Origin of the sequence: Thiocapsa sp. C2-2m (assembly GCF_041903745.1) — a bacterium.
In the GTDB taxonomy this organism is placed as follows: Bacteria; Pseudomonadota; Gammaproteobacteria; order Chromatiales; family Chromatiaceae; genus Thiocapsa; species Thiocapsa roseilacustris.
In genome coordinates, this window is sequence record NZ_JBBWVD010000004.1 from 1 (window position 1) to 15636 (window position 15636).

At 65.6% G+C, this 15636-nt stretch carries 16 protein-coding genes; all 16 read left to right on the plus strand.

The window, feature by feature from the left end:
- The coding region (locus tag AADX97_RS03835; RefSeq protein WP_374238600.1) for a hypothetical protein at positions 1-191 on the plus strand (191 nt) is incomplete at its 5' end.
- Between the two features lie 211 nt (positions 192-402).
- The gene (locus AADX97_RS03840) at positions 403-2379 is read left to right on the plus strand and encodes an alpha/beta hydrolase (RefSeq protein WP_374232085.1); all 1977 of its coding nucleotides are present in this window, start codon (positions 403-405) and stop codon (positions 2377-2379) included.
- Positions 2380-2512: 133 nt separating this feature from the next.
- The gene (locus AADX97_RS03845; RefSeq protein WP_374232086.1) at positions 2513-3205 is read left to right on the plus strand and encodes an SH3 domain-containing protein; all 693 of its coding nucleotides are present in this window, start codon (positions 2513-2515) and stop codon (positions 3203-3205) included.
- Positions 3206-3403: 198 nt separating this feature from the next.
- Complete coding sequence (locus AADX97_RS03850) at positions 3404-5398, plus strand: alpha/beta fold hydrolase (protein WP_374232087.1); 1995 nt, start codon at positions 3404-3406, stop codon at positions 5396-5398.
- A gap of 172 nt (positions 5399-5570) precedes the next feature.
- Positions 5571-6068: a hypothetical protein gene (locus tag AADX97_RS03855; protein ID WP_374232088.1), complete on the plus strand. Its 498-nt coding sequence runs from the start codon at positions 5571-5573 to the stop codon at positions 6066-6068.
- 2 nt (positions 6069-6070) lie between these two features.
- Positions 6071-6832, plus strand: a complete 762-nt coding sequence (locus AADX97_RS03860; protein WP_374232089.1) for a lysostaphin resistance A-like protein — start codon at positions 6071-6073, stop codon at positions 6830-6832.
- 184 nt (positions 6833-7016) lie between these two features.
- Positions 7017-7343: a hypothetical protein gene (locus AADX97_RS03865; protein WP_374232090.1), complete on the plus strand. Its 327-nt coding sequence runs from the start codon at positions 7017-7019 to the stop codon at positions 7341-7343.
- Positions 7344-7514: 171 nt separating this feature from the next.
- On the plus strand, positions 7515-7808 hold the full coding sequence (locus tag AADX97_RS03870) for a hypothetical protein (RefSeq protein WP_374232091.1): 294 nt from the start codon (positions 7515-7517) through the stop codon (positions 7806-7808).
- Between the two features lie 353 nt (positions 7809-8161).
- Positions 8162-8632: a hypothetical protein gene (locus tag AADX97_RS03875; protein ID WP_374232092.1), complete on the plus strand. Its 471-nt coding sequence runs from the start codon at positions 8162-8164 to the stop codon at positions 8630-8632.
- Positions 8633-8725: 93 nt separating this feature from the next.
- Positions 8726-9925: a diguanylate cyclase gene (locus tag AADX97_RS03880; protein WP_374232263.1), complete on the plus strand. Its 1200-nt coding sequence runs from the start codon at positions 8726-8728 to the stop codon at positions 9923-9925.
- Between the two features lie 362 nt (positions 9926-10287).
- On the plus strand, positions 10288-11451 hold the full coding sequence (locus AADX97_RS03885) for a Fic family protein (RefSeq protein WP_374232093.1): 1164 nt from the start codon (positions 10288-10290) through the stop codon (positions 11449-11451).
- 322 nt (positions 11452-11773) lie between these two features.
- Positions 11774-12067: a nucleotidyltransferase family protein gene (locus AADX97_RS03890; protein ID WP_374238730.1), complete on the plus strand. Its 294-nt coding sequence runs from the start codon at positions 11774-11776 to the stop codon at positions 12065-12067.
- On the plus strand, positions 12064-12537 hold the full coding sequence (locus AADX97_RS03895) for a DUF86 domain-containing protein (protein ID WP_374232095.1): 474 nt from the start codon (positions 12064-12066) through the stop codon (positions 12535-12537). Before AADX97_RS03890 ends, AADX97_RS03895 begins: the two co-directional genes overlap by 4 nt.
- A gap of 497 nt (positions 12538-13034) precedes the next feature.
- Positions 13035-13289 (plus strand): type II toxin-antitoxin system HicA family toxin, encoded by a 255-nt coding sequence (locus tag AADX97_RS03900; protein WP_374232096.1) that lies wholly within the window; start codon positions 13035-13037, stop codon positions 13287-13289.
- Positions 13286-13624: a type II toxin-antitoxin system HicB family antitoxin gene (locus AADX97_RS03905; RefSeq protein ID WP_374232097.1), complete on the plus strand. Its 339-nt coding sequence runs from the start codon at positions 13286-13288 to the stop codon at positions 13622-13624. The genes AADX97_RS03900 and AADX97_RS03905 overlap by 4 nt, the downstream gene beginning before the upstream one ends.
- A 231-nt stretch (positions 13625-13855) precedes the next feature.
- Entirely contained in the window at positions 13856-14872 is a 1017-nt protein-coding gene (locus AADX97_RS03910; protein WP_374232098.1) for an IS110 family transposase, read from the plus strand.
- Positions 14873-15636: the final 764 nt, after the last annotated feature.

A 15636-nucleotide genomic window follows, 5' to 3' on the forward strand; every position in this document is an offset into this window, starting at 1 on the left:
GGGCAACGGTCGGCTACCGGGGCCGGGACGCCTTCGCCGTGGGTGAAGGCCGACTCCTGCGCCGCTTTCCGATCTATCGGGACGGGGACAGCGACACCGAGCCCACCGGCGGTATGCGGCAGCTGCAATACCGCCTGGAGCCCGGCGAGGCGGGTTGGCGGCTGGTCGTGGACCAGGTGCTCGCGTACTGACCCGTCTGTGATTCAGCCCCCATCTTGAGACCCTGGACCTGCGGCAAGGCCGGCCGAACGGTGCCGGTCTCGCCCGCCAACGCCGGGCCGACCCCGAGCGGTGCATCACCCCACCTGCCCTTGGCGACGCGCGCCATCTTCCCGGCTCTCTGCATCCGGTCCGTCGTGCCGAACGCGAAGCAGACTGCACAAGAACGAACGAGGCACCCCCATGACCCCCGATCAGATCGTCGCATTGGTTCTGGCGCTGACTTCGCCGCCCCCCACCGAACCGCTGTTTCCGGTGATTGCCGCGGGTGGTGCAGATGCCCGCTATCCTGTCGTTGCCGCACCCTGTCCGCGTCCGTTGGCCCCGTTCGAGGTCGAAGGCCGGACGGTTGCCTGCGGCAAGGTCAGCGTGCCCGAGGATCACGCCAAACCGGACGGGCGGCGGATCGATCTGACCTTCATGATCTTCAAGTCCCGTTCGCTCGCGCCCGCGCCCGATGCCGTGGTGCACCTGCACGGCGGGCCGGGCTCGGGGATCGTGAATCGCGTCTCGTTGACCTCGACCTTCTTCGAACATTTGCGGGCGCGGCGCCATGTGGTGGCCTTCGATCAGCGGGGCCTGGATGTCTCGGCCTCGGCCGAGTCGCGCTGTTTCGCGACGCTCGCCTCGAACCCCGAGGGCCTGGTACAGGCGACCCGCGGCATCGGCGACCGAGTGGCGCTGACCCGCACCCTGACTCGCGCCTGTCTCGACGAGATCAAGGCCTCCGGCGCCGACATCTCCAAGATCAACACCGAGCAAAACGCCATGGACGTGCGCGCGGTGATGCACACGCTGGGCTACCCGACCTACAACGCCTACGGCATCTCCTACGGCACGAAGCTGGCGCAGGAGGTGATGCGCACCGCGCCCGAGGGGCTGCGCGCGGTCGTGCTCGACAGCGTGGCGCCGGTGCAGGTGCCGATCTACGACATGCTTGCCGTTCCTCATGCCGAGTCGATCCAGCTTGTCTTCGACGCCTGCACGGCCGATCCGCAATGCAAAGCGGCCTATCCCGACCTACGCAACCGCTTCTGGGCGCTTTGGGCAAAGCTCGAAGCCACGCCGATCGAAACGCCCGACGCCACCATCGGCTCCGACGCCCTCTTCGAGCTGTTCGCCGGCCGGAATGACTGGAAGGCCCAGATTCAGGGTCTGACCGGCTACATCCCGAAGATCATTGCGGAACTGGAGGACGGCAATCCCCGAACCCTTCTCGATCTGCAGGCCGACCGTATCCGGCTGTACTCGACGCACGAATCCGTCATGGCGGGGCTGACCGGGCTCGACGGCGATATCTTGGCTTTCGCGCAAGGCGCGCTGAAGCTCGTGCAGATGGGCAAGCTCAACGAACAGGCGATGCGGCTTGCGCTCGAACGGCTCGAAGCCGATCGTGCCGCCGCCGCGGGGACCGGGCTGGTCGAGGAATTCGAGGCCGCACTACTTGCCGCCGCCCGGGCGCTGCCCGACCAAAGCGGGCGCGTGGCCTTCGCAACCGATTACCTGCGTCTGCGGACGGGGGCACGGACGCGCGAGGCGCTGGGGGCGGTGCTTACGCAGCACTTCGACGGCGAGACATTCCAGCGCCTCGCCGCACTCTCCCGCATGATGGATGCCGGCCAGCTTGCGCAGGTGTTCGACCGGATCGGCGCCGACAACTCGGCGCTGGACATGGTCCTGCTCGAAGGCTTCCAGACCGACATGTTCGCCTGTCAGGAGGACATGGACATCAACTCGCGCGAAGGCGCCGCGGCGGTCAGCGCCCGTCTGAAGGCCGAGTACGGCTGGCCCGACAGACTGGCAGGCAGGTTCGAGACCGTCATCAACACCGGCTTCTTCGACCTCTGCGAGGAGTTCGAGCCGCACCCGCGCCCGGGTTTTCACGATCCGGTCACCGCGCCGATCCCGACGCTCGTGATGCAGGGCGCGCTCGACACCCAGACGGCGCCCTCCTGGGGGGCTCTGATGGTGTCCTCGCTGCCGAAGGGCCGGCTGGTGTTTTTCCCCGAAACCGGGCACGGCACGCTGGCCTTTTCCCAATGCGCGCGCGACATCGGCGCGGCCTTCATCGATAACCCCGAGGCCAGCTTAGACTCCTCGTGCGCCGAGGCGTTGACCCCCGCCTTCATCCTGCCCGACGCAAGCCGCTCGTCATCGTGATGAACGCGTCCCGCCGCCTTGCGGTCACTGAAGCCGCCGCTGTCAGGAAATTCCCGACGGAATTTCCCCGATGTTGCTCTCCGTGCACGATCTTTACACTCCCGACCCCAGACTCACCATTCGGAGCCCCGAAATGAAAACGCTCGGCCTGTCGCTTCTGCTCTTCTTCTGCTCGCTGCCCGTCCTGGCTGGCGACGAGATCCGCGAGGAGCGGGTGCAATTCAAGGCCGGCACCTCGGGAACCACGCTCAAGGGCAACCTGCGTGGTCGGGATACCCTGGACTACGTGCTCGGTGCCAAGGCCGGACAGCACATGACCGTCGAGCTGCACACGGACAATCCGCAGAACTACTTCAACATTTTGCCGCCGGGCAGCAGCGACGAAGCGATCTTTGTCGGCAGCAGCTCCGGCAACCGCTTCGACGGAACCCTGCCCGACAGCGGCGACTACCGGATCCGAGTCTACCTGATGCGCGCCGCCGCCCGGCGTGACGAGCAGGCCAGCTACAGACTGAGCATCCACATCGGCGGCGACCATCACCAAAGCTCCGCCGCGCCGACGGGGGACTTCGCGGACGGTCTGTCCGGCGGGCCGGACTATTGGGAGGTGACGGGCGTCCCGCGGGGCGACACCCTGAATGTGCGCGCCGGACCCTCGTCGCACGAGACGGTCCTCGACGAGGTCGACAACGGGACCCTGCTGCGTAACCTCGGTTGTCGCATGTCGGGTGGGCACCGCTGGTGCCGGGTCGCGCCTCTGGGGGGCTCGGGCGCCAGCGGCTGGGTCGCCGGAAGTTATCTGCGCGAGTCGGCCTATCAGCCTTGAACCGGCCTGTTGACCCTGCTGGAGGGCGAACCCGGGCCATGGAAGGTGCTGTGCGCGAAATGGTCCCGCGCCACAGCAGTACCCCGCCTCTGTGTCCCCGCGAACGCGACGCACGGGGGACGGTGGCGACCTCCAGACCCATGACACCCTTCTTTAAGCTGGCCATTACCGGGCACCGCTGAAACCGAGGCGTAGACGATGACCCCCGACCAGATCCTTGCATTCGTACTGGCGCTGACCTCGCCGGAGCCCGCCACCTCGGCCTTCCCCGTCATCGCCGCGGGCGGCGCGGACGCCCGCTTCCCGGTCAAGGCGGCGCCCTGCCCGCGGCCCCTGGCCCCCTTCGAGATCGAGGGCAAGACCGTCGCCTGCGGCACCGTCTCGGTCCCCGAGGACCACGCCAAGCCCGAGGGCCGGCGCATCCCGCTGACCTTCATGATCTTCAAGTCCCGCTCCCTGGTGCCAGCACCGGACGCTGTGGTGCACCTGCACGGCGGGCCCGGCATCGGCATCGTCGAGAACGTCGCCCTGACCTCGACCTATTTCGAGGGCCTACGGGCGCGGCGCGATCTGGTCGCCTTCGATCAGCGCGGGGTGGACGCCTCCGCCGGGCGTGAGACCCGCTGCCTCGCCACCCTGGCCGACCACGCCGGGGAACTGGCCGCGGCGGCCAAGGCCGGGGGCAAGGGTGCGGCACTGCCACCCGAGGTCACCCGGGCCTGTCTCGACGAGCTGGCGGCGTCCGGCGCCGACATCTCCAAGATCAACACCGAGCAGAACGCCCGTGACGTCCAGGCGGTGATGCGCGCCCTGGGCTACCCGGTCTACAACGCCTACGGGCTCTCCTACGGCACCAAGCTGGGGCTGGAGGTGATGCGCACCGCCCCCGAAGGGCTGCGTTCGGTGGTCCTGGACTCGGTGGCCCCGCCCCATGTGCCGACCTACGACACCATTGCCCTGCCGTCCGCCGAGTCCTTCGAGGCCATCTTCGACCAGTGCGCTGCCGACCCCGGTTGCGCCGCCGCCTATCCGAACCTCAAGGTGCGCTTTTGGGCCCTGTACTCCAAGCTCACCAAGACGCCGGTCGAAGGCCCCGCCGGCAAGGTGGACGGGGAGGCCCTGGTGAACCTGGCGGACTGGCGCAACGACTACAAGAACCAAGCCCAGGGCCTGACGGGCTACGTGCCTAAGCTGGTGGCGGAGCTGGAGCAGGGGGTGACCACCACCTACGACGCCGTGATGCAGGGCAAGCTGCCCCCGCCCCAGACCCCGGAGGCGGCCCTGGCCGGGCTCAAGGGGCTCGATGCCGACTCCCTGGCCTTCGCCCAGACGGCGCTCCGCCTCGCCCAGCAGGGTCAGATCCAAGCGGATGCCGTCAAGACGGTGCTGGAGCGCCTGGAGACAGACCGCGCCGCCGTGGCCGCCGGTGCAGGGCTGACGGAGCAATTCGAGTCCGCGCTGGCGGTGGCCGCCAAGGCCCTGCCCACCGAGCAGGCGCGGCTCGCCTTCGCTTCGGACTACCTGCGCCTGCGCACTGGGGCGCCCACGGGCGAGGCCCTACGGGCCATGATCGACCGGCACTTCGCGGGGGCCGACCGCCAGCGCCTCGACGCCCTCGTCGAGATGATGACGCCGCAGAACCTGGCCGACACCTTCGCCCGCATCTCCAAGGACAACCGCAAGCTCGACTACATGCTGGTGGAGGGCTTCCAGACCCTGATGTACGCCTGCCAGGAGGACATGGACTTCAACTCCCCCGCCGGTGCCGCGGCCATGAGCGCACGGCTGAAGAAGGACTACCTCTGGCCGGCGGAGGCCATCCAGCCGGCGGAGGCCTTGATCGGCGGCTTCTACACCAGTTGCGAGCTCTTTCCCAAGCACTTCAGGCCCGGCTTCCACGACCCGGTGACGGCGGACATCCCGACCCTGGTCTTCTCCGGCAAGATGGACACCCAGACCGCCACCAGCTGGGGCCAGGAGACGGCCCGCCACCTGCCCCGCAGCCAGGCCATCGTCGTCCCCGAGGCCGGGCACGGGGTACTCGCCTTCTCCCAATTCGCCCGGGATCTGGGCGTGGCCTTCATCGAGAATCCCGAGGTGCCCCTGGACAAGTCCTGCGTGGCCTCTCTGACCCCGACCTTCGTGCTGCCCGAGGGACAGCCGAATGGGCCCGCTGGCGGGGGCCCCCAATGAGCGCCGCAGCGCAGCTCACGGCCGGCGACGGGGAGCGCATCGGCTGACTCGACGGCGCGGGGCGCGACGTCCTCTCGACCGGGACTCACCCCTGGCCCGCTCGGGGCCGTCCGAACCTCGGGCGGGGTCGGCCCCGATTATTCCGCGTCGCTTTTTTTCGAGGAGAGCTCCGATGACATCCACCGCCGCAGCCGTGTGCGAGGCCCTTGCCGCCCTCGGTCTTCCCGACCTCGCGGTCGTCGCCGATCCCGGCGATGTGGCCGCGCTGGAGCAGACCGCCGGATGCCGGATCGGATTCGCCGCGGCGTTGCGCCTCGCGCTCGAGGCATTCCTCCGGGATGGGCGTGGCAGCCCCGGGCAAGGGCATGATTCGGCGCTGGACCTGGTCCGCGCCGCACCCGATGCCTATAGACTGGATCCGGCCCCGACCGACGCGGCTATCTCGGAGGCTCTGCGGCGGATGCTGGCCGAGGATCCACAGGCATGTATCGTGCTGCTGAGCGCTACGACCATCCAGGAGCCCTCTTATCGGTTCTTGCCCGAATACGGGGAGGACATTGCGACGCACTGGGTCTTTCGCATCGTCGCTCCATCCGGATGGCCTTCGCTCCAATGGGCCATTGTCGATCCCCGCGGCGAAACTGCCGCCTACAGCTACGGATTCGAGTGATCATGAGCCGACGCATCCTGCTGGCGCTCGGCGCCTTCGTCATCTGGACCGCCATCACCCTGATCGTCGGACGTCTGCGCGCCGGCGGCGAGGCCGAATTGGTGGAAGCAGTGACCCACGGGTTCAACTGGACCTATCTGCTTGCCGCGGCCTTTCTGCTGGCCGTCGTCGCCTGGCAGCGTTGGGATGACGTGGGACTCACGAGTGCGCCCGCAGCCGGCAGTCTGCGCCTGCTCTGGCTGCCCGCCCTCTATATCGCCGGTTTCCTGGCGATAGCGGTCCTTCTGGGACTGCCGCCAATCGCTGTGATCTTCTTCGTCCTCGTCAATTCCTTGTTCGTCGGGCTGTCGGAGGAGTTGATGTTTCGCGGCATCCTCCTGCAGGCGTTCCGCCACCGCATGGCCATCTGGCCCGCGATCCTGCTCACCGCGCTCCTGTTCGGGGGGATTCACAGCCTGAACGTCTTCACCACCGGTCACCTGCTGACCTCGGTGATCCAATCGGGCGCGGCTCTGCTGAGCGGGCTCCTGTTCATCGCGATCCGCCTGCGTACCGGTTCCCTCTGGCCCGCCATCATCACCCATGGTCTGTGGGATTTCGGCACCTTCACCATGGGCGCCTCAGGTGGAGCGCCGGCGGACCCGCAGATGGCCCAAACCACCTTCCAGATGCTCTTTCCGCTACTGCTGGTGCTGCCAAACGCCATCTATGCCCTGTGGCTACTACGGCATGTGGGCCGCACCCATGCGCGGCCCGAGGATTGAGTCGATGCGAATGCTCCAGTCGCGCATCGCATCGGCATGGCGGCACCTCGACTCCGAGCCCGGGTGCCGGATCGGGCGATCCCGCCCCATCCGCGGTGGTGGCTCGCTCACCCATTCGGGTCATTCGCCGACCCGTTTTTCCAAGCCCCCGAGGGGGCGCGTCAACAACCGAGGACTTAAGAACATGATCAAACCATTGGCGGTCTCGCTGCTGCTCGGGTCGTTCGTCGTCGCCGGCTGCGTCGAGAGCAGCTCCACCACATCCACCGCAACCCCGGCCGTCACCGGCGGCGACCTCACCGGGGCCCCGGCCCGCGCCTGTCGAACGGCGATCGCCAAACAAACCGGAAAATCCGCAAGCGATGTCGCCGTCTTCGACGTCGCGGAGTCCGAGGCCGGGATCACCGTCGAGGCAACCGTGGCGGGTGCCGAGGCACCCTGGCGCTGCTACGCGGATCGTTCCGGGCGGGTCAACAATGTGATGTATACCGGCAGCGAAGGCGCGCTCTGACCCAACGCCGCCCGGGCTTGTCCAACGGGCGTCATCCTTGTCCTGCGCCAATGACATCGCGGCAGCGGCGAACAGCATCAGGATCCGCGAAAAACACCCCGCTCGGCTGGCACGGCCATGTCCGGCGGTTTGCTCATATCGTCGAACAGAACAGCAAAGAGGTTAGCGACCATGAAGAAGATTGCCGTCACCATCGCCGCCTTGTCCCTGGCCGGAGCAGCCAACGCAGGTGTCCCGCTCTTCAACGGCACCTGTCCGGGCGACATCGAGGTGCACGCCGACGCGGGAGGACCCGTTTACTTCAACGGCAAGGAGGCGAAGCTCAAGAAGTTCAACGACAACTATTTCGAAGCCACGGGTGCGGGGATCACGCTCTCCATCTCCATCAACCCGGACGAGACGGTCTCGCTCAGCTATACCGGCAAGCACGGCGCCAATGGTGTGTGCGAGGTCTCCGGAGACTGACGCGACCTCCGCAGCGGCGCTGCTGCATGGCGCCGTCTAGGGCCTGCTTCGGCGCACGCGCCGAGCAGGCCCTGTTTCCTTGATTCCGGCCGGACATTCGGCGATTTGGCTGGAACCTTTTCCGGCCACCATGGATTTGCTTCTCTGCGCGGCAGAGAATGCCGTCATGACGACCGAACGAGACGCGCCATTGCAGAGCACGTCGAATTCGAGACCCTCGCCATGCGCGGCCCGATTCAGGCCCGAGAGCGAGCCCCGATCCTCGCCCGGGCAGCCGAGCACCGGCAGTTGCTCATAGCCGAATCGAGGAAGTACCACCCATAAGCCGCTACTTCTTTCCCGAGCTCCAAGAGGTGCAAGCCCTGGAGCCCTATCGACTGCGTACGCGCTGGAGCACCGGTGAGACCCTGGAAGCGGACATCGCCGACAAGGTCAGCAATGGCTGCGGATCGGCGGCACGTTTTGGCAGAAACGCGGCATTCATATCCGTGGTACGTCCCCTGTTTCCGCGCAACAACGCAACCGCTCAGAGCCTGGTGTTGATGGACGAGGTCGGACGCGGCACCAGCACCTTCGACGGTCTTTCGCTCGCCTGGTCCTGCGCGGTGGAGCTGGCCACGCGGACTGGAAGCGGGGCGCGGCGACACGCCGAACGCGATGCCGTCCAGCTCTCACTCTTCCCGCCGGATCCCGAACCTGCCCCGCCGCATCCGCTTCTGGGGGCCATGGAGGCAATCGAGCCCGACAGCTTGACGCCCCGAGCGGCCTTGGAGCTGCTGTATCGGCTGAAGGATCTTTCGGCCGAGGGCGCAGCGGCCCGTTAGCCCCCGGATCTCTTGTGCTCAAGACCGGAATCCTCCATGCGATGCTCAAATAGCTTGGACTGACGCTGATGACGCGACGGCCCGGAGGATTTGGTGACAAAAGACAAAGGAGCCGGATCTCTTGAGCGGCTGGCAATCGGTGTGGTTCGCTCCCGCTCGCCGCATCCTGTGCGCTCTCCCCGGAACACCCTGCGAATTGAGTATACTGTTCCCGGAACTCCCGACTCCCGGAACTCCCGAGTTCCCCTCTTAAAGCCAGCGATGTTGCCCATCACGCCCACGAACGGCGCCGCCGCGACGAGCGAAGCCATCGAGCAGGCGTTGCAACGCTATCTCGACACCTATTTCACCCATCGGGATCTGGCTGGAACCCTGGCCCTGTTCAGCCCGACAGTCACCGGCTTTGGAACCGGTCGCGACGAAACGGCTACGACGTTCTCTGCAGTAGAACAGCTCTATCGGCGCGATATCGAGCAGGCCCCAAACCCCATTGCCTACCGCTTCCAAAGACCACCGCATGTTCAGATCCTGTCGGTTCATGTTGGCCTTGTCTCTGCCGAACTCGATCTGCACACCACCGTGCTCGATCAGACGCTGACGTTGAGTCACCTGCGATTGACCCTGATCTTCACGCGGCATGGCTCCGACTGGCTGATCGAATACAAGCACCTTTCGCTGCCGACCCAGGCGCACGGTGAGGACGAAGCCTATCCGATCAAAGAACTCGAAGCCCGTAATCAGGTGCTCGAACGGTTGGTCACTAAAAAGACCCAGGAACTTCAGCACGCCCTATCGGAACTCGCCCGCCTCGCCGCGACCGACACGCTCACGGGACTCTCCAATCGGCTCAAGATCGATGAGTATCTGGACGCAGCCATCCAACGGGCTCAGGACGCGGCCTATCCACTCGCGCTGATCATGCTGGATCTCGATCACTTCAAGCGTATCAACGATACTTATGGTCATCTTCAGGGTGATCGTGTCCTGGTCGAATTGTCCAATATCCTGTCGGCGGCGATCCGTGCCTCGGATCTGCTGGGCCGTTGGGGTGGCGAGGAGTTCCTCGTCATCTGTCCCGGTATGACACTGGAGGCGGCCGTCGAACGCGCCGAGCACCTGCGCGCGGCGGTGCGTACCCATGCCTTTTCAGGTCTGGAGCAACCGCAGACGGCCAGTTTGGGGGTGGCAAGCTATTGTGCCGGCGAGTCCCGTGAAGGTCTGCTGACGCGGGTCGATGCCGCCTTGTATCGCGCGACACTGAACGGGCGCGACCGTGTCGTCCAGGCACTTTAGCGGGAGGGCGGCAACGACATCCTGCGTCACATTGATCCGGCGCGCACCCAGACCAATTTGGCGGGCATGGCGGGACAGGCGCAGGCCCCGAACAGTGCCGGGACGTGGCGGTATAGGTACGACTTTCAGTCCGCCGGGCGTCTCACCATCGACCTCGTCGTTCGCGCAGAAGATGCAGCGGCTCACCGCGACCCTGCGTGGGCAGCAGGCCGAGGCCGCGAGGCTGGATGCCGCGATCGCCGCCAACCTGCGGGCGCTCGGCTTTGGCGAGTGAGGGATCAGTTGCCTGCCCTGCTATTAACGCCTGGGCGCTTATGTGAGAATAGCCCCGCGGCTATTCTCACCAGTGAAAACAGCAGCCGATGAAGCGAAGCTTGACAGGGCACTACGAGACCAGCATAGCCGGCGGCGAGACTGTCCGCGCCTTCGTTCCGGCATCGTTGCCGCCGGCGCCGCCCCTGGACATCACCGGTGCGCGCGCCCGGCTGCACGACCAGGCACTGCTGGCCTGCGGGCGGCTCGATGCCATCACCACCCTACTGCCTGAGCCGGACTTGTTTCTTTACGCGTACGTCCGGCGAGAGGCCGTGCTCTCCAGCCAGATCGAGGGCACCCAGTCATCCCTGTCCGACTTGTTGCTCTTCGAACTCGCGGAGGCCCCGGGTGCGCCGTTCGACGACGTGGTAGAGGTTTCCAGCTACGTTGCCGCCCTGGAGCACGGGCTACAGCGGCTGCGGGACGGGTTCCCGCTCTGCAACCGGCTGCTGCGCGAGATGCACCACCGGTTGCTGGCCCGAGGGCGCGGAGCGGACAAGCAACCCGGCGAATTTCGTCGAACGCAGAACTGGATCGGTGGCACCCGGCCCGGCAACGCCGCCTTCGTTCCCCCGCCGCCGCCGCTGGTCGAAGCCTGCATGGCGGACCTCGAGCGCTTCCTGAACGACGACCGTCTGCCCGTCTCCGCGCTGACAAGGGCGGCGCTGGCCCACGTGCAGTTCGAGACCATCCACCCCTTCCTCGACGGCAACGGCCGCATCGGCCGGTTGCTGATCGCCCTGATCCTGCATCAGCAGGGCGTGCTGCGGCAGCCCTTGCTCTATGCGAGCCTCTACTTCAAGCAGCACCGCACCGAGTACTACCGGCTGCTCGACGCCACCCGGCGCGACGGCGACTGGGATGCCTGGCTCGACTTCTTCCTTGACGGCGTGCGCGCCACGGCGACCGGTGCGGTGGACACCGCGCACCGGCTGCTCGAGCGGTTTCGGCAAGATGCCGAGCGCATTCAGTGCCTCGGCCGCGCCGCCGCCAATGCCCTGCGCGTCTTCGATGCCCTGCGCCCCCGGCCCTTGGCGACCATCAACGACCTCACCGCCCGCACCGCGGTGCCCTATCCCACCGCCGCCCGCGCCATCGAGGCGCTGGAGCGGCTCGGCATCGTCCGCGAGATCACCGGCCGCAGCCGCGACCGCGTCTTTGCCTACGATGCGTACCTCACGATCCTGAACGAGGGGGCAGAGCCGTTGTGATGGGGATCATACTATCGCCGCATCGAGTTCGGAGCGCTGCCGGGGTCGCGAAGGTCGTTCATGGCGCGGTTGCCCGTGACCCGGAGGGGGCTTGGGTATGGCGGATAGCCTACCGCCGGGAACCACTGCCCCACGCAGACTCCCGCCGAGCGACACGATTCGGTGGCATCTAGTCGCACTCATTAGCACACTAATTAGGGACAAGGACCAAGCAGCCGCATAGGCCGGCACGACGCAGAGGCCCGCGGGATTCGGCGACGCGTGGATTGAATCGAGACCCGCGAGATATCCTTGTGACGTTCCCTCTTTCCCCGACGGTATGATGATGCTGCTCGACGAGATCGCCGCCAATAAGACGCAAGTCCTCGCCCTCGGCAAGCGATACGGCGCACGCCGGATCCGCGTCTTCGGCTCCGTCGCCCGGCGCGAGGAGCGTCCCGATAGCGACGTGGACTTTCTAGTCGATTTCCCGTGCGGGTACGACATGTTCAGCCAGCGTCTCCCCCTGACGGAGGGTCTGGCCGATCTGCTCCATCGCCGCGTCGATCTGGTACCCGAGCACAAGCTTAATCGACATATCCGCGACCGCGTCCTGAACGAGGCCATCGATCTATGAACAAGCCCTGGCAGGCTCATGGGCTGCACAGACTCGATGCGATTGCCAAGATCGCGCGCATCCGTGCGCGCGGCGACCTGACCCGGGACAAGGTACTTGACGACGCGGCGCTGCGCAACCTGCAAACGCTGTCGGAGGCGACTCAACTCCTGCCGGAGCGCAAGACATCGCTGTGCCCATCTATTCCATGGCGTGAAATCAGCGGCTTTCGCAACCTGCTCGTGCACAATGATCTGGGTGACATCGACCCGGCGACTGTGCTCGCCGTCATCGACCGGCATCCGGGACCGCTGGAGGCGTGTGTCCGTGCCTTGCTGGCCGCGCAAGAAGATTGCGCGGAGGACTTGCCGATGCCGTTTGCCGAAGGAAACTCTCGGCGACGCATGACCCGTTGCCGGGCGCGCATCACCGGCGACATATCCTTAGTACGTCGCCTACTTCGCGTGCAACTCCCAACTCCAAGGGATTAAGTATACGGTCCCCGGAACTCCCGCTTGACCCCGTTCCGTCGTTCCCTCGCTCTGCGCTTTGCGTTCCCTCGCTTTGCGCTTTGAACCACAGACACCTACCCAACGCAACCGCATTCGGGCGCTGGCTGGTCGGCATCGGTCGACGCACACCACGGGGGCCATAGGTCGTGGGCGCGGGCTGGCCCGCGACGCAGCCAGGCCCAGCCGAGCCGGTCGGAGGCGATGCCTCGCCAGGCCCTTGACCCCAACGCGGGGCCGCTACCTGGGGCCTGGGAAGAAGCGGATTGCTCCCCGCTTCGCCCCCGTCGGCCACCTGCCGCTCGCACCTGGCCCTTGCAGTGCCAACTCCTTCGATGCTAGCTTCCCGCTGACCCCAGCCGCCGCGCGTTCGGGTTTCTATCCCTCTTGACGAACATGGTCGGAACACGGGTGGACCCCGTCCGAACGGTCACTTCGACCAGAAGGAAACCCCGGATGACCATCAACGCGATAATTGAATGAACGCGAGACACCGCAAGACGCTGGAAGCCATCTTCGCCAGGCCCACGTCAGGGTCGGTGAAGTTCTCCGATATCGAAGCGCTGGTGCTGGGCCTCGGTGGGGAAGTGCGCGAAGGTTCCGGCTCCCGGGTGGCATTACAGTTAGGTACCGCCGTAATGCACGCACACCGCCCCCATCCGGGCAAAGAAGCAAAAAAGTATCAGGTCGAAGAGATTCGCGCCTGGTTAGCTGACCAGGGGAAAGTACCATGACTCCGAATACCTTGAGCTACCGCGGCTATGTAGCCGGTGTGGAATTCGACGCCCGAGACAATGTCTTCTGGGGGAAGGTGCTGGGACTCGTCGATAGCATCACCTTCGAAGGCGAAACCGTGCGCGAACTCACGGAGGATTTCCACAATGGCATTGACTTCTATCTTGCGGATTGCGCGAAGACCGGACGCGCCCCGGAGAGACCGTTAAGCGGCGACCTCATTCTCCACATTGCGCCCGAAGTGCATGGCGCAGTGCTAGCCGCCGCCAGGGCGGCGGGAAAGAGCGCCGATCAATGGGCGTCGGAGATATTTACCAGCGCAGTTGGGCGTTAGTCTAAACGCGAACCGTCGAAAGCAGGGTAAGGCGAAAGCAGGGGCTTGCCTTCTGTCTTTCATGAAGTTTGCAGTGCAAGACGGAAAACGATGGGGTGCCAGATCCATCGCTTACTTATTGCGCGAGGCAACAGGCAAGATCTGATAAACATCTAGCCGACCCCGCCCGCGGGCCTACAGTTAAGGTAGAAGAGATCATCTGAGCTGGAGACCCGGCAGGAGGAGTCGACGATGAAACTCTACGGCGGAATCGATCTGCATTCCAACAATAGTGTCGTGGCCCTTTTGGACGAAGAGGACCTCGTGGTGTATCGCAAGCGATTGGCGAACGACGCGGCGTTGGTGCTGGAATCCCTGGCACCGTATCGCGAGGCGATCACGGGATTGGTCGTGGAATCGACGTACAACTGGTACTGGCTGGTCGACGCCTTGATGGATGCGGGCTATCGGGTGCACTTGGCCAACACCGCGGCAATCGTGCAGTACAGCGGGCTGAAGTACAGCGACGACGATTCCGACGCCGCCTGGCTGGCCAAGCTGCTGCGTCTTGGGCTGTTGCCGGAGGGTTATATCTACCCCAAGGAACAGCGCGCCGTGCGCGATCTGCTGCGACGGCGCAGTCGCCTGGTCCAGCAGCATACGGCCAACGTCCTGGCGGTGCAGAACCTGTTCTCGCGCAACCGCGGGCGCTCGCTGAGCGCCAATGCGATCCGGCGCCTGACGCCCGAGACCGTGGGCGAGTTGCTGCCGGATGTGCACTTGGCCCTGGCAGTGCAGAGCACCCTGCTGGCCATGCGTGGCCAAGAGGCGGCGATCGATCTGTTGGAGCACGAGGCCTGCGCGCAGCTCAAAGGCCGGCCCGAGTACCGGCATCTGCTCGGCACCAGCGGCATCGGTCAGGTGCTGGGGTTGACGATCCTGTTGGAGACCGGACCGATCGAGCGCTTTGCCCGCGTCGGCAACTATGCCTCCTACTGTCGCCTCGTCGGCAGCGAGCGGCTCTCCAACGGCAAACGCAAGGGCCGGGGCAACACCAAGAACGGCAACAAATATCTGGCTTGGGCCTATCTGGAGGCGGCGAACTTCGCGGTGCGCTACAACCCCGCGATCAAGCGCTACGACCAGCGCAAGCGCGCCAAGACCAATGGCGTGGTCGCCATCAAGACGGTGGCGCACAAGCTGGCACGGGCCTGTTACTTCATGCTGCGCGAGGGCACCGACTTCGACGTCGATCGGGCCTTCGCCTGAAGGGCTATGGGCGATGCGCCGGTGAGCCAGGACAAGGGGTTGGTGGACAGCCTCCAGACCTGATTGGCCGCCGGCACATCTCCCGCCGACATTCGTCAGGGAGCAACGCTTGTGACCGAGACGCCTCCGCCATCGAGCCAGCACGGGGTTGGGCGGTGCCAACATGGCACCGAGCCAGCGATCTGTGATCCCTCGGTCGGGTGGGTGCGGGGCGGGGACGCCTGGATTTTTAGGGATCCGCGCCCCCGCCCCGCACCCACCTCCGTGGTCTACTTGGACTTTGGTGGGGCACCGACGATTTTCTGGGGCTCAGCGAGCCAGGGGCCGGGTGTCTACTCCCGACGGAGCAGCCCCACCGCCTTGATCCAGAAGGGTGACTGGCGCGGATCGGAGTGAATCCGCGACCTTTCAACGAGAACCGCGGGCGCGTTGGCGGTACCAAAGTGGCACTTCCCGACCGACACAAGCGTGCTTCGGTGCGAGAAAAAAGGTCGTGCCATTGATCGGGGTCAGCTAAATGGTGACCCCTTCTCTCTTGCCCGGAATACCCTGCGAATTGAGTATACTGTCCCAGGAACTTCGCGCTCTCTTGCCCGGAATACCCTGCGAATTGAGTATACTGTCCCCGGAACTTCCTACGGAATTTTGTACGCCGCGGAGGCCCGTGAGATATACGTCGTCGCCGTCATGCACCTGCATCGCGAGCCGGGCTATTGGCGGGCGCGTTTTGGTTGAGTTTGTCGGTGCGAAATTTAGAGCACTTC

Excerpts from the sequence above, each read along its gene's own strand:
- AADX97_RS03860 (WP_374232089.1), top strand. The coding sequence starts at position 6,071 with ATGAGCCGACGCATCCTGCTGGCGCTCGGCGCCTTCGTCATCTGGACC.
- AADX97_RS03850 (WP_374232087.1), top strand. The coding sequence starts at position 3,404 with ATGACCCCCGACCAGATCCTTGCATTCGTACTGGCGCTGACCTCGCCG.
- AADX97_RS03900 (WP_374232096.1), top strand. The coding sequence starts at position 13,035 with ATGAACGCGAGACACCGCAAGACGCTGGAAGCCATCTTCGCCAGGCCC.
- AADX97_RS03870 (WP_374232091.1), top strand. The coding sequence starts at position 7,515 with ATGAAGAAGATTGCCGTCACCATCGCCGCCTTGTCCCTGGCCGGAGCA.
- AADX97_RS03910 (WP_374232098.1), top strand. The coding sequence starts at position 13,856 with ATGAAACTCTACGGCGGAATCGATCTGCATTCCAACAATAGTGTCGTG.
- AADX97_RS03895 (WP_374232095.1), top strand. The coding sequence starts at position 12,064 with ATGAACAAGCCCTGGCAGGCTCATGGGCTGCACAGACTCGATGCGATT.
- AADX97_RS03885 (WP_374232093.1), top strand. The coding sequence starts at position 10,288 with ATGAAGCGAAGCTTGACAGGGCACTACGAGACCAGCATAGCCGGCGGC.
- AADX97_RS03845 (WP_374232086.1), top strand. The coding sequence starts at position 2,513 with ATGAAAACGCTCGGCCTGTCGCTTCTGCTCTTCTTCTGCTCGCTGCCC.
- AADX97_RS03840 (WP_374232085.1), top strand. The coding sequence starts at position 403 with ATGACCCCCGATCAGATCGTCGCATTGGTTCTGGCGCTGACTTCGCCG.
- AADX97_RS03865 (WP_374232090.1), top strand. The coding sequence starts at position 7,017 with ATGATCAAACCATTGGCGGTCTCGCTGCTGCTCGGGTCGTTCGTCGTC.
- AADX97_RS03905 (WP_374232097.1), top strand. The coding sequence starts at position 13,286 with ATGACTCCGAATACCTTGAGCTACCGCGGCTATGTAGCCGGTGTGGAA.
- AADX97_RS03890 (WP_374238730.1), top strand. The coding sequence starts at position 11,774 with ATGATGCTGCTCGACGAGATCGCCGCCAATAAGACGCAAGTCCTCGCC.
- AADX97_RS03855 (WP_374232088.1), top strand. The coding sequence starts at position 5,571 with ATGACATCCACCGCCGCAGCCGTGTGCGAGGCCCTTGCCGCCCTCGGT.